Annotated in this window: 20 protein-coding genes; 5 read left to right on the plus strand and 15 right to left on the minus strand. The window is 37.7% G+C overall.

The genetic code is table 11. From position 1 onward, the window contains the following. Positions 1–271: 271 nt before the first annotated feature. Positions 272–1,180 carry an LCP family protein gene (locus HPT25_RS07505; protein WP_173062164.1) on the minus strand — a complete coding sequence of 303 codons (909 nt, stop codon included), beginning with the start codon at positions 1,178–1,180 and terminating at the stop codon, positions 272–274. Positions 1,181–1,256: 76 nt separating this feature from the next. Next, complete coding sequence (locus HPT25_RS07510) at positions 1,257–1,694, minus strand: MarR family winged helix-turn-helix transcriptional regulator (RefSeq protein WP_173062166.1); 438 nt, start codon at positions 1,692–1,694, stop codon at positions 1,257–1,259. Between the two features lie 181 nt (positions 1,695–1,875). On the opposite strand from HPT25_RS07510, the gene HPT25_RS07515 reads away from it, so the two are divergent. Then, the gene (locus HPT25_RS07515; protein ID WP_173062169.1) at positions 1,876–2,298 is read left to right on the plus strand and encodes an organic hydroperoxide resistance protein; all 423 of its coding nucleotides are present in this window, start codon (positions 1,876–1,878) and stop codon (positions 2,296–2,298) included. 84 nt (positions 2,299–2,382) lie between these two features. Here HPT25_RS07515 and HPT25_RS07520 read toward each other — a convergent pair whose 3' ends face one another. The 3 genes from HPT25_RS07520 to HPT25_RS07530 all read right to left on the minus strand — a co-directional run bounded on the left by HPT25_RS07520 (position 2,383) and on the right by HPT25_RS07530 (position 7,721). After that, positions 2,383–3,609, minus strand: a complete 1,227-nt coding sequence (locus HPT25_RS07520; RefSeq protein WP_246277162.1) for an ATP-binding protein — start codon at positions 3,607–3,609, stop codon at positions 2,383–2,385. Positions 3,610–3,852: 243 nt separating this feature from the next. Continuing rightward, positions 3,853–5,940 carry a GAF domain-containing protein gene (locus HPT25_RS07525; protein ID WP_173062175.1) on the minus strand — a complete coding sequence of 696 codons (2,088 nt, stop codon included), beginning with the start codon at positions 5,938–5,940 and terminating at the stop codon, positions 3,853–3,855. A 236-nt stretch (positions 5,941–6,176) separates the two neighbouring features. Beyond that, positions 6,177–7,721: a malate:quinone oxidoreductase gene (locus tag HPT25_RS07530; protein WP_173062178.1), complete on the minus strand. Its 1,545-nt coding sequence runs from the start codon at positions 7,719–7,721 to the stop codon at positions 6,177–6,179. Between the two features lie 479 nt (positions 7,722–8,200). Between HPT25_RS07530 and HPT25_RS07535 the strand changes: the two genes are divergently transcribed. Next, entirely contained in the window at positions 8,201–9,907 is a 1,707-nt protein-coding gene (locus tag HPT25_RS07535) for a flagellinolysin (protein ID WP_173062181.1), read from the plus strand. Positions 9,908–10,028: 121 nt separating this feature from the next. Here HPT25_RS07535 and HPT25_RS07540 read toward each other — a convergent pair whose 3' ends face one another. The 4 genes from HPT25_RS07540 to HPT25_RS07555 all read right to left on the minus strand — a co-directional run bounded on the left by HPT25_RS07540 (position 10,029) and on the right by HPT25_RS07555 (position 12,770). Beyond that, a complete protein-coding gene (locus tag HPT25_RS07540) occupies positions 10,029–10,514 on the minus strand; it encodes a methylated-DNA--[protein]-cysteine S-methyltransferase (protein ID WP_173062184.1) in 486 nt (161 codons plus the stop codon). Next, a complete protein-coding gene (locus HPT25_RS07545; protein WP_173062187.1) occupies positions 10,498–11,415 on the minus strand; it encodes a DNA-3-methyladenine glycosylase family protein in 918 nt (305 codons plus the stop codon). Before HPT25_RS07545 ends, HPT25_RS07540 begins: the two co-directional genes overlap by 17 nt. Next, positions 11,402–11,971 (minus strand): bifunctional transcriptional activator/DNA repair enzyme AdaA, encoded by a 570-nt coding sequence (locus HPT25_RS07550; protein ID WP_376767974.1) that lies wholly within the window; start codon positions 11,969–11,971, stop codon positions 11,402–11,404. Before HPT25_RS07550 ends, HPT25_RS07545 begins: the two co-directional genes overlap by 14 nt. A 457-nt stretch (positions 11,972–12,428) precedes the next feature. Then, on the minus strand, positions 12,429–12,770 hold the full coding sequence (locus HPT25_RS07555; protein WP_173062193.1) for a zinc ribbon domain-containing protein YjdM: 342 nt from the start codon (positions 12,768–12,770) through the stop codon (positions 12,429–12,431). A gap of 313 nt (positions 12,771–13,083) precedes the next feature. Between HPT25_RS07555 and HPT25_RS07560 the strand changes: the two genes are divergently transcribed. Then, positions 13,084–13,845: an SGNH/GDSL hydrolase family protein gene (locus tag HPT25_RS07560; RefSeq protein ID WP_173062196.1), complete on the plus strand. Its 762-nt coding sequence runs from the start codon at positions 13,084–13,086 to the stop codon at positions 13,843–13,845. Between the two features lie 152 nt (positions 13,846–13,997). On the opposite strand, the gene HPT25_RS07565 is transcribed toward HPT25_RS07560, so the two are convergent. From HPT25_RS07565 to HPT25_RS07585, 5 genes are all read right to left on the minus strand, one after another. Further along, complete coding sequence (locus tag HPT25_RS07565) at positions 13,998–14,369, minus strand: hypothetical protein (protein ID WP_173062199.1); 372 nt, start codon at positions 14,367–14,369, stop codon at positions 13,998–14,000. 24 nt (positions 14,370–14,393) lie between these two features. Beyond that, on the minus strand, positions 14,394–14,912 hold the full coding sequence (locus HPT25_RS07570) for an acyl-CoA thioesterase (RefSeq protein WP_173062201.1): 519 nt from the start codon (positions 14,910–14,912) through the stop codon (positions 14,394–14,396). A 163-nt stretch (positions 14,913–15,075) separates the two neighbouring features. Next, positions 15,076–16,008 carry a TRM11 family SAM-dependent methyltransferase gene (locus HPT25_RS07575; RefSeq protein WP_173070980.1) on the minus strand — a complete coding sequence of 311 codons (933 nt, stop codon included), beginning with the start codon at positions 16,006–16,008 and terminating at the stop codon, positions 15,076–15,078. 108 nt (positions 16,009–16,116) lie between these two features. Then, positions 16,117–16,473: a nucleotide excision repair endonuclease gene (locus tag HPT25_RS07580; RefSeq protein ID WP_173062204.1), complete on the minus strand. Its 357-nt coding sequence runs from the start codon at positions 16,471–16,473 to the stop codon at positions 16,117–16,119. Positions 16,474–17,090: 617 nt separating this feature from the next. Next, complete coding sequence (locus tag HPT25_RS07585; protein ID WP_173062207.1) at positions 17,091–18,053, minus strand: helix-turn-helix transcriptional regulator; 963 nt, start codon at positions 18,051–18,053, stop codon at positions 17,091–17,093. 108 nt (positions 18,054–18,161) lie between these two features. Here HPT25_RS07585 and HPT25_RS07590 point away from each other — a divergent pair, with 108 nt between their 5' ends. Together HPT25_RS07590 and HPT25_RS07595 are read left to right on the plus strand one after the other, a co-directional pair. Further along, positions 18,162–18,641 (plus strand): GyrI-like domain-containing protein, encoded by a 480-nt coding sequence (locus HPT25_RS07590; protein ID WP_173062210.1) that lies wholly within the window; start codon positions 18,162–18,164, stop codon positions 18,639–18,641. Positions 18,642–18,663: 22 nt separating this feature from the next. Next, positions 18,664–19,128, plus strand: coding sequence for a DUF8821 family protein (locus tag HPT25_RS07595; RefSeq protein WP_173062213.1), 465 nt, complete (start codon positions 18,664–18,666; stop codon positions 19,126–19,128). Between the two features lie 421 nt (positions 19,129–19,549). Here HPT25_RS07595 and hprK read toward each other — a convergent pair whose 3' ends face one another. Beyond that, positions 19,550–20,485 (minus strand): HPr(Ser) kinase/phosphatase, encoded by a 936-nt coding sequence (hprK, locus tag HPT25_RS07600; RefSeq protein ID WP_173062216.1) that lies wholly within the window; start codon positions 20,483–20,485, stop codon positions 19,550–19,552. Between the last annotated feature and the right edge of the window lie 433 nt (positions 20,486–20,918).

The following is a 20,918-nucleotide window of genomic DNA, read 5'->3' on the forward strand; positions in this document are numbered from 1 at the left end:
GATTCTGCTAATTGTTATTTATCCGCCTTATGAAGGACAGGGCTCGCTTTCCAGTTCTGCTTTTTGGCCTTCATCCCCCTTATGAAGGAAATTACTCCTTCCGTCAATGTAAATGCCCTTTATTACAGATCAACCCATAAAAAAACAGCCGAAAAGCAGATTCCACGCTTTTTTCGACTGTCTTTATACTATTAAAATTTTATGGCGATCGCCAGGCAAACTGGACTGGCTATTTCCCAAAATAAAACCACATAATCTGCAAATAACAAACTTAATCCTGAAAATACGCGGCAATGATCTTTTTCATCTGCTGCTGATTGATAACAATTTGATCATTATATGCACGCAAAACATCGTCATATAGGCTTTCTTGGTTTCCTTGCAATTGTTTGTAGGTGACTTGTTTGTTAGGATCAATGTTTTTTACCGCTAACCCCAGGCTTGCCATGTCCGATGTTGACATATTGGTTGCCAGCATATAATTGGATAAGGAGTTTACAAGGGTTGGCAGCTTTGGAATGTTGGCCGGACTTAAAGCTTCTTTAGCTATTCCTTTTAAAAGCTCCACTTGGGCCATTTGCCGCCCATAGTCTCCGCCTGCAGCGGAGTGGCGTTCACGTGCAATCGCTAATGCTGTTGCTCCGTTAACAAAATGCGAGCCGGCATTCATTACTTGGCCATTTATTGTCACAGTTTCGGGGACGTCCATGGTAATTCCCCCCAAGGCATCCACCATAGATTGAATCCCTTGGAAATTGGTTTCGGCATAATAGTTAATCGGCACACCTGTGAAATCACTAATGACCTTAACCGCTTCTTCAATCCCCGCCTTTGCCCCATTCTTAGACTGCAAGACATACTGAACACTGGTTAATTTCGTGTAACCATAGCCAGGAAAATGAATACGAGTATCACGAGGGATACTAATGGCGTTCACTTGATGCTTGCTCAAATCCACATGTGCCAAAATCATGGTATCCGAATGGCCAATCGTTTCTCCTGGCCTTTGATCGGATCCCATCAGTAAAATATTTACACTCTTGGCATTGAAATGTTGGGCTGGCTGAATCTGATAATAGGCATATGCCATTGCAGCACCACTAATTATAAGGATCACAAGAAAGGTATTACGAAAAACCTTCCATTTACTCTTCTTTTTCAAATGTCTATCCGATCTCATATGTCCTCCGATAACTTCATCTTCGCTGTTTTTAGTATTTGAAACATTTAAAATGAATATCAATATATTTTTCCTGTTAGATGGAATGTACCTGTTGTGTTAATTGCTTAATCACCTTATTTAAGGCTTGTACTTCTTCCACCGTCATACCCGATGCCTCCAGCAGGGATTTCGGAATACAAAAAGCTTTCTCCTTAATCGCTTCCCCTTTTTCAGTAATGGTCACAATCACCACGCGTTCATCTGTTTTATCCCGCTGGCGCTCAATTAATCCGGCGGCCTCCATTCGTTTTAACATGGGGGTCAGCGTTCCAGAATCAAGATCGAGCAGTTTCCCAAGCTGTTTAACCGTGCTTTGTTCTTTCTCCCATAATGCCAGAAGAACTAAATATTGCGGATAGGTAAGATTCAATTCATCCAAGAATGGGCGATACAAACGTAGGATTGCTCTTGAACAAGCATATAGTGAAAAGCATAATTGATTATCTAAATGAAATAATTCCTTATTTTCCATTGATGTGCACCCCAGCTTTATTAATCATTGCTATCCCAATTTTAGCAAATGAATAGTTAAACACAACATTATATTGCACACAATTAAATTGTTGACAACCAGACAAACAAAGAGTAAGATGTGACTACAAAGGTTTTGCAAAATTAAATTTTATAAAATACAAAAACAGGAGGAATTTATAATGGCGAACACATTATTTACATCAACAGTTTCAGCAGTAGGAGGACGCGAGGGAAGAGTTGAATCTCCAGATGGAATGATTAAGTTAGATATAGCAATGCCGGGAACACCTAGAGCAAAGCAGCTCCCTCAGGCGACAAACCCGGAGCAGCTTTTTGCAGCAGGATATTCCGCTTGCTTCGATGGTGCCTTACAGTTAATCGCAAGAAAAGAACGAGTCAATTTTGAGTCAGAAGTAACAGCGAACGTAAGTTTATTAAAAGACGATTCTGACCAAGGGTATAAATTAGCCGTTACCCTTCAAATTAAAGGTGCCGGTATTGAAAGAGACCTTCTTGAAGAACTTGCTCACAAAGCACATGCATTCTGCCCTTATTCCAAAGCAACCCGCGGGAATATTAATGTCACATTGGAAATTATCTAAAGGCAGCAAAAAGAAGCGTCAAGGACACTTATAAGTGTTCTTTAACGCTTCTTTTTTCAATCAATCAACCCTTATAGGATATTTTCAGTCATTTACAGCTAAAAATCGAGCCGTGACAGTCGTTCCTTTTCCGATCGAACTATTAAAATGGAGTGCCCCATCATATTTTTCTACAATATTAAAACAAATCATTAACCCCAAACCTGTTCCCTTACTTTTTAATGAATAAAAAGGAGTGCCTAGAGATTTAATTTCTTCTATCGACATCCCACTTCCCTCATCCTTGATTTTAATTTCAATATATTTCCCTTTTCTACTTGCATCAACAACAATCGATTGACCGACTTCTGAAGCCTCAATGGCATTTTTTATTAAATTAATAATCAGCTGTTTAAACTCAATTTTATTTATAGCAATATAACAAGCTTCCTCTGCATTTATATGAATCTGATTATCATTTATGGTTCCATAGGAATGGAGTAAGCTTGTCACACTATGAAGGACATCCTCTACATCCACTTTTTCCAAACTTAAATCTTTATCAGGCTTTGCCAGGGATAAAAATTGCGATATGACTTCTTCTGCTGTCTCTAATTCATCAATCATTAAACAAAAATTGTCTTTCATGGAAGGCGGAATGGAAGTATCTTCTTTATAGAATTGCAAAAATCCTTTAACAACTGTTAACGGATTTCTTATTTCGTGAGCAACAGCAGCTGTTAATTGCCCTGTCAGTTTTAAACGTTCTGAGTTCTGTAATTGCTCGTAATAGAGATGCTGTTTTTTGATCCGATTAAAGGATAGATAGTAAATTAGAAATATGATTACTTGGACCCCAACTAAGTCAATCGTATTGCCAATTAGATCCCCCTTTAAAGATGCATATACGCTGCCTTTATCAAAAAAGGTGGTATAAACCATGGTGAATATTTGTAAAATGCCGTTTAGCACGAAGGAAAAGTAAAACAACTTTGAATCAAAAAATAGGATTGCTAATGCAGGAATAAAACAAATATATATATATGTGGACCAAGTTTCAGGATATAAAAAGAAAAGCAGATAGAAGTAGATAGATCCTAAAAGAATGATCATAATTCTAAAAAAATGTGTCTCATACTTTGGATAGATTAATAAACATACGGATAAGACTAAAATGAGTAAACACTGCAAAATAAATCCTATTTCAAATTGATAAAAAAGTGATTTGCCTGTGATCACCCCTGTTACCATTAGAAAAATGACAATCAACATGGAGATATAATAGGATTTGCGACTCATTTGGCTGTAAAATTCTTTCATCAATTCACCCATTTACATTAATAGTTACTATTTACAATATACAACTTTCATATCTACTTAGAAAGTGCCACTTCGCTCAAAAAATGTCGAAAAACCTAACATCCATAGATGATAGTTATACTGCCCCTTCGACCGTTTTTTCAACCTGCTGCCATTCTTGAGGTTTTGCGGTCTCTTAAGCGCCTAGGAAATAATAAAATAGGGAGCCTATTCTTGCAGGCTCCAACTTTTCCAATATCTTTATAACTAGCTAAATCAGGAAGAAAAGGGAGCTGTTAAAAACTTGACATAAAAAGTGCTGCCCTCTTTGCTTGTTTGAATTTCAATTTTTGCATTGTGGCGAGCTGCTATAGCGTAACTTACACCTAATCCCAAGCCTGTCCCTTTTTCCTTGGTAGTGAAGAAGGGGGTGCCTAATTTTTCTAATACCTCAGGCTTAATCCCTTCCCCTTGGTCCCTGAATGCCAGAACCACATCATCCTCTTCCAAGTACGTTCGTATGGTTAACGTTTTTCCATCTTCCATTGCTTCTAAGCCATTACGGTATAAATTAATAATTAATTGGCGTATCTCATTCCGGTTTAATAATAATTCCGGGATCGTCTGAGTATCAATTGTTACATATTTATTTTGGTTAAACGCATCTATTTCAATTAATGGAGCGATATCCAATAGGATGGAATTCAAACTTAGCTTCTGCAAATCTGTTGTCTTCGTATTGCTCATCGAAAGAAATTCTGTAATCATCGCATTCGCACGATCCAGTTCCTCAATCATTATATTTAAATAATGTCTGTATCTCTCGAAGTCATTTGCTTCCTTTATAATCTGCAGAAAGCCCCGAACGGTTGTCATCGGATTTCTGATCTCATGGCTTATACCTGCTGCCATCTGTCCTAATAACTCCAGTCCGGATAACCTTTTTAATTCCTTTTCGTATTTCTTTTTTTCCGTAATGTCCTTAATAAGAGCACAGATGCCCTCACCATATGGATAAGCTACAATCTCATACCAAGAATCCCTATAGGTAATATGGGATTCAAAATATACTGGGATCCGTTCTATCATCACCTTTTGTAATTCTTTATAGATTACGGTATCAACAACCTTAGGGAAAATCGTCCATATATTTTTGCCTAATAGGTCTTGTAATGTTAGTTCATGACGGCAGAAATTTTTATTTATATAGGTTATTCTCCAATTCTTATTTAAAGCTATGAATCCGTCAGAGATACTTTCAATTACATTATTTTTCTTCTCTATCGCTACTTCCAGCTGCCTTGTCCTCTCCTCTATCATTTCTTCAAGCTGGTTCATATATAGCAAGCTTGTTAACGTAGAAGCTGTTGCATCAACGATCGATTGTGACAGCCGAATTTGTGAATTTGTATAAATACGCCCTTTTTTCTCTTGATCCACAATGGTTATGATCCCTAAAACTTCCCCTATTGAAACCAATGGGATCAAAAATAGACCTTTTACTGAATATTGTCGGCAAATTTCATGATTAAGTCTATGATCCGCCATAACATCAGGAATAAGGACTGATTTCTTGGTTTCGATTACCTTTTGAATCACGGCATCATAACATTTGTTTATGTTTAACTTTTCAAATGTCTCATGCCATTCCTTTTTGGCATCTTTACATGAGTGTTCCTTGATGCTGTTGTCTACTTTGGTATCTAGTATTTGGATATCCATGCAATTATTATCTAGCGTTTTCTCTAAATAGAAAAAACATTTATCAAGACTGCCTTGTATAGAGGAACACATGGAAAGATCGCGTGTCACATCAAGTAACAGCTGCTTTTCCGCAATTAAGTTTTCCTTTTGTTTTAAATAATTAGCATTTCGAATTGCCACTGCCGCCATATTCACATAGGCCTCAACACTTTCAATTTCTGATTGTGTTAAATTCAAAATTACCCCAAAATTGAACAAAAAAACTAGGCCAAATAATTCTTGCTCAAATGAAATCGGCAGAGCTAATATTGATTTAATTTTAAAGGCCTGAACTAGTACGGGATTGGGCCGTTTATCCTTTGAAGTATCAGATATATAGATGGTTCTCTTTGTTCTAACCAATTCTTTGGCTAATAGATCACTTTCAGGATCAATGATCATCGTATCAAGTGTCAATCCATTTATGGTATCCGGTTTTCCAGCGTATCCTCTAAATGTCCCATCCTCCATTGGCAAATAAATACCGACAGCATCGCATTGGACAATTTCCTCAGATATGGCAGTAGTTACATGTTCTAACACTTCACGTAACTCCTGCTTGGAATTAATTAACTTTGTTATATTTGCAAGTCGTGAATATCTCGTTTGAGCACCTAACATTTTTATTAACTCCGTCCCACTGTATAATCAGCTTTTCTATTTCATTACAGCTTTCCTACTCAAACAATATTTTAAAGTAATTTCCAAAAACTTTCTATCCATCTATTCAAAATTGATTGTCTCAAATTCGCTTGTGTAATGTTTTATATTTTTGAAAAAGGACATAAATAAAAGCATCTTAAAGGAGGTTGGCAAACTTCGATCAACAGCCCCATAAAGATGCTTATCTAATATATTTATACAGTTACAGTTTCCAGCTCTATATTACGTTCCTCATTTGCTGCATCACTTGACGGCACGTGTTTGCTAAGGCCAAGCGAAAATGCGGTAGAGGCATGAATTTCTTTGAAAAGGTCCGGATTTTCAGCAAGTGACACGCCATAGGAAGGAATCATTTCTATTATTTTTGGCTCCCACTCTTTAAAATGCTGCGGGAAGCATTTTTTCATAACTTCAAGCATTACATTAACGGCTGTAGAAGCACCTGGAGAAGCACCTAGTAATGCGGCGATTGATCCATCAGCGGCACTAATCACTTCCGTACCAAATTGAAGTGTTCCTTTTCCTTCTTTTACAGTATCCTTAATCACTTGTACTCGCTGTCCCGCTACTATGATATCCCAATCTTCACTTTTTGCATTCGGAACAAATTCCCTTAACTCTTCGATTCGCTGTTCTTTTGATAGCATAAGTTGTTGAATCAGGTATTTAGTTAATGGAATGTTTTTTGTACCTGCTGCCAGCATCGTTAGGACATTATATGGTTTTACGGAGTCTAGTAAATCAAACATAGAGCCCGTTTTTAGGAACTTCGGCGAAAAGCCGGCAAACGGTCCAAATAGCAATGATTTTTTGTTGTCAATATAACGTGTGTCAAGGTGCGGCACAGACATTGGAGGTGCACCAACTGCAGCTTTACCGTATACTTTTGCATGATGCTGTTCGACCACTTCCGGATTGTTACAGACCAGAAATAGTCCGCTTACTGGGAATCCCCCTACATTTTTACTTTCAGGAATACCAGTTTTCTGCAGTAAAGGCAGGCTTCCGCCACCACCGCCGATAAAGACGAATTTCGCCGTATGACGTTCGACTTCACCTTTATCATTTCTTACTTTTAATTCCCACAATCCGTCGCTCGTACGTTTCAAATCTTCAACTTGATGCTTGTATTTCATTTTAACATTTTTACTCTTCAAGTGGTCAACCAACATACGTGTTAAAGCACCAAAATTGACATCGGTTCCAGAGTCGATTTTCGTAGCGGCAATAGGCTCCTTGGATGTGCGGCCATCCATAATCAGTGGAATCCATTCCTGAAGTTTTTTTGAATCCTCAGAAAATTCCATCCCTTCAAACAGAGGATTGTTCGAAAGCGCTTCAAAACGTTTTTTCAAAAAAGTAACATTATTTTCCCCTTGGACAAGACTCATATGAGGCAGTGGCATGATAAAATCCTGTGGATTACGGATCAGATTGCTGTTAACAAGATATGCCCAAAACTGTCTGGAAACCTGGAACTGTTCATTAATTTGAATAGCTTTACTAATGTCTATTGATCCATCTGGTTTTTCGACTGTGTAATTAAGTTCACATAGTGCAGCATGCCCCGTTCCCGCATTATTCCATTCGTTAGAACTTTCTTCCCCTGCCTTATAGAGCTTCTCAAAAACTGTCATTTCCCATTCCGGTGCTAATTCTTTCAGAAGTGTCCCTAAAGTCGCACTCATGATTCCAGCACCAATTAAGATAACATCTGTTTTAGTTTGTCTGCTACTCATTTTTCCCATCCTCTTACCCCTTAGATTTGCAGAAAGGATGTAAGCGCTCTTGCTTTGGTGTTACAGCAAGTAAGGGCGCGGCTCGTCACACACCTTTTCTGATCAATTAACCTATTTATAGTTTATCACTATTATTACGAGATTAAAATATTTACGATTATTTGATAGCTATAAAACTATGTAAAAGATGGTAGATAATGGGTGGACTATCTAAAGATTTTTAGAAAAACTAAATAGAAAAGCGTGACAGAAGCAATAAAGGAAATGGTCAATGAGGTGAACATTGGAAATATTTTAAATGGATTATATTTCATCATTTTGAAAATAAAGATATCTATACCATAAAATTTAAAATCAAGTAAACTTTTGAAATTTTTAACCGATATTATTTAAATCTGTATACACTGTTTTAAACGTATAGATATGTGGAGAGTATCCACTTCACATGTATACAGGAAATTTAAGGAGGTGAACTAACCATGATTATTAATCATAACAGTACTGCTCTTAACACACTTCGTCAGTTGAACATTAACAGTAACAACCAGGCTAAATCCATGCAAAAACTTTCTTCTGGTCTTCGTATCAATACTGCTGCCGATGATGCTGCCGGACTAGCAATATCCGAAAACATGCGTGGACAAATTAGGGGACTTGCCCAAGCAACTAGGAATGCTCAAGATGGAATTTCTATGTTACAAACTGCTGATGGTGCACTTAGTGAAACTCAATCTCTGTTACAGCGTGGCAGAGAATTGTCTGTACAAGCTTCTAATGATACGAATACTGCTCAAGATCGCCAAAGCATTCAGGCTGAAATGGATCAAATCACTAAACAGATTGACCGTATTTCTAGTTCGACACAGTTTAATACTATCAACCTACTAAATGTATCTTCAGCCTCAGCATCCTCTCAGCAAAACGCTTTAGACGGGCTGCAAAAGGGATGGCTGCAGGCGGCTGTAGACCTCGTCCAAAAAACTTATGGTATTGGTGGTAACGGCCAAACGATCAATGTTGTATTGGATAATAGTATTGATGGCCCTGGGGGAACTCTCGCCTATGTATCAGACAGTTTTGTTCCAGGAGTACCTGGCCCAGGAAGTAATTTGCAATTACACATTGATTTATCTGATTTTAATAATTCCGCTTTCCCCGATGGAGGATCACCCATTGCATTTGACCGGGTATTGGCACACGAAATGACCCATGCAGCAATGGATGCTAGCATCAATGTAGCTACTGGTATGCCAACTTGGTTCATGGAGGGTTCGGCTGAAGCGACTATAGGTGCTGATGAACGTTTATCTGCGGACCTAACAGCAGTAGGCGGCGCACAAAATTTAGCTAATTTAATTGGTAATGGAACTACTACATGGACCCAAGATTCACAGCACTATTCTATGGGGTATGCAGCAGTCCGTTATATGGATTCCAAAATAAAGGCTGCAGGCGGCACCGGAGTTAAAGATCTCATCAATTACATGAAAGCAGATACGACTAAAACTCTCGACGATGCCATTACTAATGCTACACATGGCGCATTTGCCAATTTGAGTGACTTTGTAACAAAGTTTACATCTAATGCTCCTGGCGGAGGAGTAGATTACATCACTAACCAGCTTATTCCGAACCTAGGCAATGCAGATACCGGGGCGTTAACTGGTTCTGATGCAACTGGGAACATTGCCAATTTGAAAGATAATCAAACGATTGTCGATGAAACACCTTATGGCACAACAAATAATACAGTTACTACTTATAATGTTATTTGGCCAACGATCACTGCATCTAATAATGGGCCCAAAATCCATATTGGTGCTAACAGTAATGAAAATATGAGTGTGAATCTGTTTGATGCTTCTGCTAAAGCATTAGGAGTAGATTCAATCGATGTTGTAAACAATGCTCAAGCAGCCATTAAAAAGTTTGATGCTGGTATTCAAACAGTGTCTAATTATAGAGCAACCATGGGTGCATTACAAAATCGTTTAGAACATGTACTATCTGTCAATCAACAATCTGAAGAAAACCTAACAGATGCTGAATCACGTATCCGTGACGTAGATATGGCGAAAGAAATGATGAATCAATCTAAATCGAGCATTCTTGCTCAAGCAGCTCAAACCATGCTTGCACAGGCAACCCAACAACCCCAACAAGTCCTTCAATTGCTTCGTGCATAACGCCCCCCCCCCCCTAAAGGGGGGTTATTTTGTGTAATAAAGGTACCCTTAAGTCCAGTTATTGTCCATTTTTCCCCTTCCAAACAAAAACCTCATCTGCAGAATGTACATTAAACCCAACTTATTTTCCCTTTTTACAAGTTTTTTCATGTTCAAGCAACCATTCTTTCCTCCACAAGCCTCCTGCATAACCGGTCAATTTCCCATTTGACCCGATTACTCTGTGACATGGAATGACGATGCTTAACTTGTTTCTCCCATTTGCACTTCCTACAGCTCTGATGGCTTTTTCATTTCCAATAGAAACGGCAATATCCTTATAGGATCCCGTTTCCGCGAAAGGAATTTCTATTAAAGCGTTCCATACTGTTTTTTGAAAATCTGTCCCTTCGAATTGATATGGGAAGGTAAATTCATAGCGGGAGCCTTTAAAATATTCGTCAAGTTGGTTATAGCACTCTGCTAGAACCGGAGGAGTTTCAGCCTGTAAATGATTCAGCTTTTTACTCTCTTCAGTGAACAAAATAGAGCTGATCGCCTCTTTAGTACCGATTATTTCGATCACGCCAATTGGTGATTCATAGTCTAATTTATATTTTTTTGTCATATAAGGACCTCCAAAGATAAAAGGTAGCATACGCCTGCCACCCTTCCCAGCCTGCTGCATATTCTTTAATTTCGTCTATAGTCGGTTTCCTCTCAAGGTCTAAAAGATTTTTTAATGCATGATGAAGTCCGACATCCGTAATTGGGAAGGAAGAGGTATAGTGCAGGCATTTCATCATCACATAGTCTGCCGTCCACGCCCCGATCCCTCTTATCCTCATTAATGTTTTTTGTATTTGCTGACCATCTTTTTTCTGAAGCAATAATTCTTTTGTTAATTCACCACTTGTCATCGCTTTAGCGATATCAATGATATATTCAGCCTTCCGGGTCGTAAATTGAAGCTTCCTTAAATCATCTACATGTATGGAAGCTATTTTCTCAAATGAGGGGAAAAGCCAAAATGTTTCTCCTTCGAAAGTGAGACTTTCACCATATTGTTCAACAAAGCGTTTCTTTAATGTATAAGCAAATGTTAAATTGATTTGCTGCCCCATAATCGCCCATACTAACGCTTCGAATAGATCAGGGATGCACATAATCCGTAATCCATCATATTTCTGGGCAAGTGTCTTTAAAACTTTATCCTGACTAGCCATTTGATAAAATCCCACTAATTCCTGATCCAAATCAAACCATTCCCAGATATACTCTGCCACTTTTTTACGACAGTCAATGGAAGGGGCGTTTATCGGAAATTCAACCTTGATGGTTGGATCGGTAGACCCAATTTTACATAAAATCAAAGATTCATTAACTTTGATTAGTTTATATAAAGAGCCTTCTTTCGTTTGATGAAGCACTTCCTGGTCAGACCTGCCTAAAAAAATTAAACACTCTTCAAAATTAAATTCCTTTGGAAGATTCAACTCCAAATAAGTTTCATGATCAATCCAATTCATAAAGGAGTTCCTTTCGGTATTCACTAGGTGAACAGTTTTTCAGGCTACGAAACACTTTGTAAAAATTGGAGGAGCTTTGGAAGCCCACTTCATAGCAAATCTCAAGATTCGTTAGGGTTGTGGATTTTAGAAGGTTGGTTGCTTTATCGATGCGTATTTTTTCTAAATAAGTCCGCGGTGTCTCAGATGTTTCTTGTTTAAATAAGCGTTCCAAATAATAGGGACTTAAGCCGACTTGATCCGCTATATCTTTTAATATCAAATTTTGTTTATAATGATTGACCAGGAACGTAATGATATTTTTGACAACCGCCATATTTGGGGATTGCTCTACTTCCGGCTGGCATCTTTTACAAGGACGATAACCAGCTTTTTCAACTTCGTTTATGTCATAGTAAAATTCAACATTTATTTTCTTGGGCTTTCTTGATCTGCAGGAAGGGCGGCAGTATATTTTAGTTGTTTTAACTGCCGTAAAAAATAGCCCATCATATTTACGATCACATGCAATGATTTTCTCCCACATCTCTTCAAATGTAAGATTGATATTCGCCATCATGTCACTTCACGATCCTTTCTGCACTGGTGCACAAATTGGATTTACCAGCCTTCTTTTCTAAATAAGTTAGATAGGGCATTTCCAAACTAAAACGTTTTACACCTAATTCTTTAAGCTTATTACAATTCGTTACTTCTGGTAAAGATTATAAATATAGTTGGGAACTAACCTTCATTGTGATTCCTCAAAATAATTTTTCAGTGAAGATTACTCAGATTGATTGGACCCATTTTAACAAGTTATTACCCTTCATTTCGTCCTCATTCTTGCTCTTATGGTCTGTTTTTAAACGATAAAAAAGTGAAGCCACCATGTGCTCCACTTCTAAAAAGTCTATTAGAAAAACCTCATTGCCGAGTATAAGAGGGATTTTTCAAAAAATAAGGCGCCCTTCGTTAAAACCCTTTTATTAAAATCCAATTCTGTCACCATTTAGATTGCATTTAGATTGCATTTATACCTTTTTCACAAATTCAGACTTTAATTTCATAGCTCCAAAGCCCTCAATTTTGCAATCAATATCATGATCGCCTTCAACTAAACGGATATTCTTAACTTTTGTTCCTAATTTTAGGATTGACGAACTTCCTTTTACTTTTAGGTCTTTAATTATTGTGACAGTATCACCATCGTTTAAGACATTTCCATTTGCATCTTTAATAATCCTTTGGTCCTCGCTATTTTCCTTCTCTGATTCTAGAGTCCACTCATGAGCACATTCAGGGCAAATAAGTAAATTCCCATCTTCATAAGTATATTCTGAATTACATTTTGGACACTTTGGTAAATTAGGCATATCTAAGATTCCTCCATTGTTTATTTCCTTATATAAATTAATCATTTATTTTAAAGAAATACTAGAGGGAGTTTTTCGAAACCGCTTTTATTTATAGTACTGTTCACCGAAATGTACCAAAATGAGTTTTTTCCTAGGGGTAAATTCTTATTTATATGGTTGATTAACTGTTGATGAGGTGTATTTTTAATTTTAATAATTAAAAATTCCTAGGAAATTTAGCGTAATTTGTTTAATGGTAATTATTGAATATACTGAATTTTATAAATTATAATAAGTTTTGGATTAACTATTTTATGAGGAGGAATAGAGGTTGAAGATTAAACGAATTTCGGTTTTATTAACTCTCATGCTTGCAATTGGCACCTTCTTTTCATCGTTAGCGTTTGCGGAAGTACAGCCCCAAAAGAACCTGGTTGCATTGGGGGATTCTGTTACATACGGATGGCATCTTGCTCAGTATCAACCACAGCCATCCACTTTGGCTTTTCCATATTTAATTGAAAGTGACCATTATACTGTGACGAAAGACATTAGTTATCCCGGATGGACTTCAAAGCAGTTGTTGGATGCCATTCAAATCCCTGAAAATTTAAAAGCCATTAAAAAGGCAAATGTAGTAACGGTCGAGATTGGTTACAATGATTTCTTTCAAACCCCAGAAATTGCGGCCCTTCTGAAAAATCCATCAGGTCCGTGGACATCTGACCAGGTTAATGCCGCAAAAAATGCCGCCTTGAAGACTGCAGGAAACTTGGGCATCAACTTATTCGCAATTATTGAGACTATCAAGCAAGTAAATCCGAAGGCTACTATTATTCTATATAATTTATTTGACGCTTTTGCGAGCGGCACCCCATTGAATATGTTCGCAGAGCAGATTATTCCTACCGTCAATCAACTTGTTATAACCAGTGTTGCCAATACAACGGGAGCCAATGTCGCTGATGCCTATACAGCCTTTAATGGACACCAAACTGAATATATTTTACCAAATGATGTTCACCCAAATATCAAGGGCCATCAAATACTTGCTGGATTGGCAAATGATATTCTAGAAAATTTGCAACAATAGGAGTGGCATAAAATCGGTTTTACATGTTATAGACTATTTTAAGGCTCTCATTTTTAGTTGAGAGCCTTGCTTTTTGCAACCATCACTTTTTTAAACATTCCATGCTTCTTTCCTTTTAATTATTTAATAAGTGTCCTTTGACTTTGGAGTTACTAATGGATTACTGTTGGACCAGTCAGCTCTTTTGGGTTGTCCCCTAATGCCAGCTTGCTGATATTGGCATAGCTTAGTGGTTTATATGTACTTAGCAGTTGTTTTAATTCAGGGAATCTTTGGTCTGCTTTTAATTTATCAATTTCGTGATGGTAAATAGACAGTACATAATCATCCTGGACATTCGGAAGAAATTCACTAGGGTCTTCATCCATTAATAACGCGCCCATATATTGATACCCAAACTGCATTTGACGGGTTAGATGTATGATATTTAAAAACCCTTGAAAAATCGATGGTTTTGTCTTATTAAGATTTGCAATTGCCATTTGTGCCTCTTTCAATTCATCAAAGCCGGATGATACTAACACACAATCAATCTCCTTTTGTTTGTTTTAATAATCCCACGGTTTATCTACTGTAAGTCTGGACACAAGTTCTTTATTTTGTTCCCTTTTTAACTTGCGAATTCTTTCCCGTTCTTTTCCTGTTTCAAACAGATATTTTTCTTCCTCTGTTTCCGGGATAATAGGAGGGACTTCCACTGGTCTTTTATTTTCATCCAGAGGAACAAAGGTAAGGAATGCATTTGCTGCGATTCTACGCTCTCCCGTTTCCAGATCTTCAGCAATTATTTTGCAGAAAATCTCCATTGACCTTCTTCCTGTATAGCAAACATATGATTCGAAACAGACTGAATCAGTTACCCGAATCGGCCCAAGGAAATTAACAGAGTCGGTTGATGCTGTAACACATTGCTTTACCCGTGTATGCCTACGGGCAGAAAGTGTCGCACAAGCATCCATCTTTTTCATTAAAACTCCGCCAAATAGGGTATGATAATTGTTCAAATCATTAATGAGTACCTGATCGGTATGCACGATACGCGTTTCACTAACTCTCTTTGCTTCCATTTATTATCACCTTTATAAAACGATCATAGTCTCATCTGCATTAAATGAATGACATGAGCATTTATAATATGCCCAAGGTGGAATTTAAACATGTACATTCTTTCATCCATACCTATGCGTTTCTTACTACCTCGCAAATCAATACATTTTTTAAGATGCGAAATTACATACAAACAATCACTTCACGAGCAAATGATCCTTTTTTTACAAAAGCACGATCCATCACGCAAAATCCCGTCTTTTTGAGGGCTTCATCAATTGGCTCTACCGTTACCACTACAACTTTCTTAGCAATCCTGCGTGCGGATTGAAGTATTTCATGCTGCTCTTCAGGAGAAATGACCGAGCACAAATTGTAGGGCAAATCGATAATCGCTACATCATATTGATTTGTGATATGGCGGATATCTGCTAATCTCACTTCTCCGGTAAACCCAAAATGTGCGATATTCTCTCTGGTTCCACCAAGAACAAGAGGATTTCTGTCACTGCCCACTATATCAATCCCCATCGATAAGGCTTCTACCAATACCGTGCCAATCCCACAGCACGGGTCAATTGCCTTTATTCCACTTGTTACTGGAATGGCGATATTCACAACAGCTCTTGCCACACGCGTGTTAAGTGCAGTGGAATAACTATGCGGCTTCTGTTGATGTCGAAACCAAATAGACTCACTTTTTACATAGTCACCGAATACCCATCTTCCATTTACATTCATAACGCCAAACACTCGCTTTGGATGATGAAGATCCGCTACACCATTTATTAGTAGACCGATTTTCTTCTCAATGGCACGCCGGTTCTCAAATCCTTCCTCTGCTATTTTTTCATGTCCATCATTTTTAACATAATACACTTTAAATGTATCCCCAGTTACTTGAAAGTTTGCAACTTGTTTGAGTAGGTTTTCAAGGCTGTGATCTTCATATATGACAGCAATTCTTTCCTTTATAAACGGACTTCGGCTGGGATCAATTTTAATAGGGCTTTCTAAAATAGAAGTTTGTGACTCCTCCCAAAAAAATGAACGCATTTCCAAAGCACACAATGAACGTTCATCCTCATAACATGCATAAGTATATATATAAGCCATTGGTTTTGTGTCTAGACTCTCCAATTTAGTCCCATCCTTTAAAGATATCAATGATAAAAGGCAATAGATATCGTCATATTCAACAATACCTATTGCCTTAATGGAATTTTACTTAAAAAACACCTTGTCTATATTATACTTCGACTTGAGTTCATTAATAATATACGTTTCGTAAATTTCCCTATGCACAGGATCTTCGATCACACAAACCGCAATTTTGGTAACTTCGTCTCGATGCATTTTAATCGGGGAAACAGTATCTTCAAAATGCTTTTTAATTCTTTGTCGCAACTTCCTTGCTTTCCCCACAAATAATAGCTCTTGATTATTGTTATAAAATAAAAAAACACCACCCTTATCTCTAGGGATAAGATGAAAATCTGTAAACCCATAAATATTACTTTGCTCCGGATTATTCTGTTTGGTAATAGTAACATTTGGTTTTGGAATTGTTATGTTGATCATGTACGTTCACTTCCTCCTTCGGATATATAATTCCCTATCAAACCCTACTAAAGTAGCTATTATCTTATGGTAAGGTTCACCGCACCTATTAAACGTGCGGTTTTTGTACAGTTATAAATGGTTGTTATAATTCTTACTGAAAATTCCATGAAGGATAGTTTTTTTGGGGAATCTCCAAAATGGCCTTCATCACCTGCATGAAGGACAAAACTCCTCTTGGCTACCACCGAAATGGCCTTCATCACCGGTATAAAGGACAAAACCCTGCTTGGGAATCCCCAAAATGGTCTTCAGCGCCGTTATGATGGACAAATCCCGCTATGGAACAACCTGAAATGTCCTTCATAAATAAAACAGCCATTTTTTATAAGACGATTCAGGGTAATTGTGAAAAAATCCGCCTTATTTTTGATACGGTTCACCATGATAAATAAATCTAAATAAACGCGCCGTATTCTGTGTCAAAGTTTGAACATATTGATAATAAAGATTAAACCAATTTAGGTTAAACTGCAAGGATTGGAGTATAACCGAGAAGATTTTTTCTGGGTGTGTCTAAAATAAGAGGAACTGGCAACCAGCTAAACTCAAATTATTTGGAGTTTAACTGGAACCGCTTATGGGCAAAATATACATAATCTCTCTTGTAAAACTTCTAAGATCTCTTCTGGCATTTCCCTGACCTTGATATCCCCACCTAGAAAAAGCAGCCAATTTGTTATTTCGGTCAATTCTTCTGAACTATTAACATTGATAAAAGTCTTTAGAATAGCTGTGGTTTGGTATGGATTCGTATAGGAAATTGAAACTTTTAAAGGATGATATTTTTTGAACTGGGCAATCGCCTTTGGACCAAGTTCAAGTACAAGGTTGATTACTTCTTCCTGCATACTCAGTTTTTCTAAAATTTTTTTCTTACTTAATCTTTTTTTCGCAGAGTATGGTGTGACATTGGTGAGATTGTCGACAGGAAAGAGCATCCTCTTTTCATCCTTTAAGTCAAAGCCTTCAATCAGCCAAAGGCTTTTTTCACGATAAAGGTGCAAGAGATAAATGGGGTAAGACTTTATTTCTTTCTCTTCTTTGATGGTAATCAATAAATAGCTATCTAATAGAAGGGTTTGGATAAGTTTTTCTAATATAGGATGAGGGAGGTCTGACAGATCAAGCAGGTCGGGATTATTAGGGTTAGTTCCTTCAAAGAGCAAGATTTGATTTAAAAGAACAAGGTCATCTTGCTGACTTTCTGAAATGAGACCTAGTAATTTTTCAGCCAAAGACTGTCGACTCTTTAGATAGGGGAGTTGCTGATTTCTTGTGGCCATAAAGGCAATAAAAAGGGCTTTTACCTCATTATCAGTAAACCGGACAGTGGGCAGGACAGAGTTGTACATGACAAAATAACCCCCATCCCTTCCAACTTCAGCGACAAGTGGCATCCCCATGGCTTCAATTTCTCTGATATCTCTAATAGCTGTCGAACGAGAGATGTTAAATTCTCGCATGATTTCAGAAACTGTAAAGTGGGAGCGGTTGTTGATATACCGCATGATGATATTAATCCGTTCAACTTTTTTCATCGTGACCTCCTAAACAGTATCATTTTTTGATACTATTTAAGGTTATTATAAACTCATCAAATGAAAAGACAAATCATTTGAATAATAAAAAAGAGGATGGTTTCAAATATGGCGAATTATACCTTAGAAGAAAAAGACAGCTTTACCGTTTTAGGTCTTGGAACTGAGCTTAAGAGTGATTACACAGACTATGCTGGTATAAACAAGGAAAAGTCAGACTTTTGGAAGGCCATCAAACAAGATGGAAGGCTCGAGGCTTTAAAAGCCATAGCCTCAAATGATTACATTTTTGCTGTGAACGAGGCGGTCAATAACAAGATGATGCACTATGCTGGCGTCATGACAGCGGCATCGATACCGGAAGAATCCAGATTGATTCAATTTCCTAAGGGGGAATACCTAGTTGTTAAAGGGGAAGGGAAGACTGCTGAAGAGCTGAGTAATACGCTTACTGGTATTGCTTTTGGTCAAGTCTTGCCAGAAGCAACGAATTTTGCCTATGTTGGTGGGCCAAATGCCACGGTTGAAATGGGGCAGCGAGACGGTTTAGTATTGGGCGAGATGTGGATACCTGTTGTAAGGAAATAAAGAGAGAAAAGGTGGAATGGAAATGTCCTATATCGTTGATTTTAAAAATGTGTCTACGGTTGGTTTAGAGTCTTCACCTGTAGCAGAAGCGCTTGCCGGTTTACGTGCGAATGAAGCCCGTTACTTTATGAACAAATACAAGCATGAATTTACAGTTGTACCAGCTAGCGAAAGTCAGGAGACCCTTGATTATGTGAACCGAATTTTGAAAGAACGTGATATTGAGTTTGCGGCTAAACCTTTAGAAACGTCGCGTTTTCAAGTGGAAAATATCAAATTTACCTACGTCTTTTATGAGGATGGTCTTGCAATCAACGTCATGTATACGGTTGATGGCCCTAAGCCGAAACGGGCCGTTGGTTTTAAGCTTTCTGAGGGGATGGAGATACCAAAGGAGTTAGCAGAGAAGTTTAAGTTTGCCAAACAAAAGTCTAAACTAGCTGGAACCATTCGGGGGTCGTTTTTTGTCATTAAAGGAGAATATTAAAATAAGCAAAAGCGTACGTGGAGGAATACAGTCATTTTTAGCATTTGACCATTCTTTTCTTCATATTGGATCAGAAAATCCTGGTTGAAACTAATTTCATTGCAAGAGCAAAAATAAAGAAAACTCGCCGACTGGCAAGCTTGTTAGGGCGTAGACAGAGGAGTAGTTCGTCGAAAAGCACAGCTTCTCGACTACGAGGCTAATGCTCACGAAGCATGTCTTAGTGCACTTATGACTGATAGGAAAGTTTTACTTTCCTATCGGCTAACAAAACAGCACCATCAAATAAGAAGGTGCTGTTCTTTTTTCGAAAAAACCTCATTACTTACGGTACGTTTCACCGCACCTACTAAGCAGGCGGTTTTTTTAAAGAAAATACAAAATGACACCGATAAACGGTGTCATTCATCAGTTTATAAAGTTATTCTATGCCAGATTTCATAATATCAGCCTGAATCCTGCTCATGAATTCTTCTGCGGCGCTGTATCCTTGCTGCTTTAAATACCAGTTATTTGCTGCTGCCTCAATTAAACCTGCCACATCGCGTCCAGGCTGGAGTTGTATTTCAAATGAAGGTATTTTAACTCCCATATAGTCGGTATAGTGAAATTCCTGTTCCAATTCATTATACAAAGCGTCCTTTTCCCATTTCGCCAAATGAATATCAAGGGTAATTCGTGTTTCATCTTGAAAAGCCCTGCGGCCGTATAAACGAACCACATTCAACAAACCGATACTACGGAGAGCCAAAAATTCCTTTGTTTTTCCATCATGAGTACCCAGAATAGTTTGTGGACTAAGCTTTTTTAGGACAACGATATCATCCGACACAAGCCGGTGTCCTCGGCGTATTAACGTATGTGCGGTCTCACTTTTCCCTACCCCCGAGCTCCCACGAAGTAAGATCCCAATGCCAGACACATTCATACAAACTCCATGTACCGCCATTTCTGGTGCTAGTTCCTTTACCAAATAAGCATCTAATTTCGTGATAAACTCTGAAGTTGTTTCAGGCCTGTTTGTGACTAACAAAGGGATCCCCTGCTCTGTACAATGGTGAATTAAATAGGTAAGTCCTTCTTCACCCGCTGTTACAATAAAACACGGAGGATGGTAATGGACGATATTTCCAATTCGGATTTTACGTTCCTCTTTACTTAATTTATGTAAATAGGTAATTTCCTTTTTTCCTAATATTTGAACTCGTTCTGTTGGAAAAAAGTCAAAATGGCCAACAAATTCCAAGCCGGGACGATGCACCTGTGGTTGCGTAATCATTTTCTGCAGTTGGCTTTCACCAGCCAACACTTTCAATGAAAACCTTTGAGCCAGTTTTTCAACCGTAATTTTTTTCACCCTATCCTCACGTCCTATTAGCCTTATTACAATGAATTATACTTAAGATTATTTGAATCGTCATCCAATTACAAACTGATTCCTGAGAAAGCTAGAAATTGTGTAACATTAATTATAAAAACCAACATGTTTATTATATAGAGCCTGTAGACAATTCAATATTCCTAATGGCCAATTTTTTATATTCTTCTCATAAATTCTCATTAATTCCATTATGGACTTCTCTCTATATTATTACTTCTTCATTGTTTTTTTCAAACATACAATTCGCTTAAATTTAAAAGCATCTTAACAATCAGTGTAACCAGCTCTCTTAAATATTAAGAGAAGTGAACATTAGATGTTAAAAAAGATGAAAAAGAATCTTTTATAGTCAATTTACATTTACCAAATCCGTTGATTTAGCCCAAATTAGCAGCAAAAACATTACGGT

The organism is Neobacillus endophyticus (genome assembly GCF_013248975.1).
GTDB classification, from domain to species: Bacteria; Bacillota; Bacilli; order Bacillales; family Cytobacillaceae; genus Neobacillus; species Neobacillus endophyticus.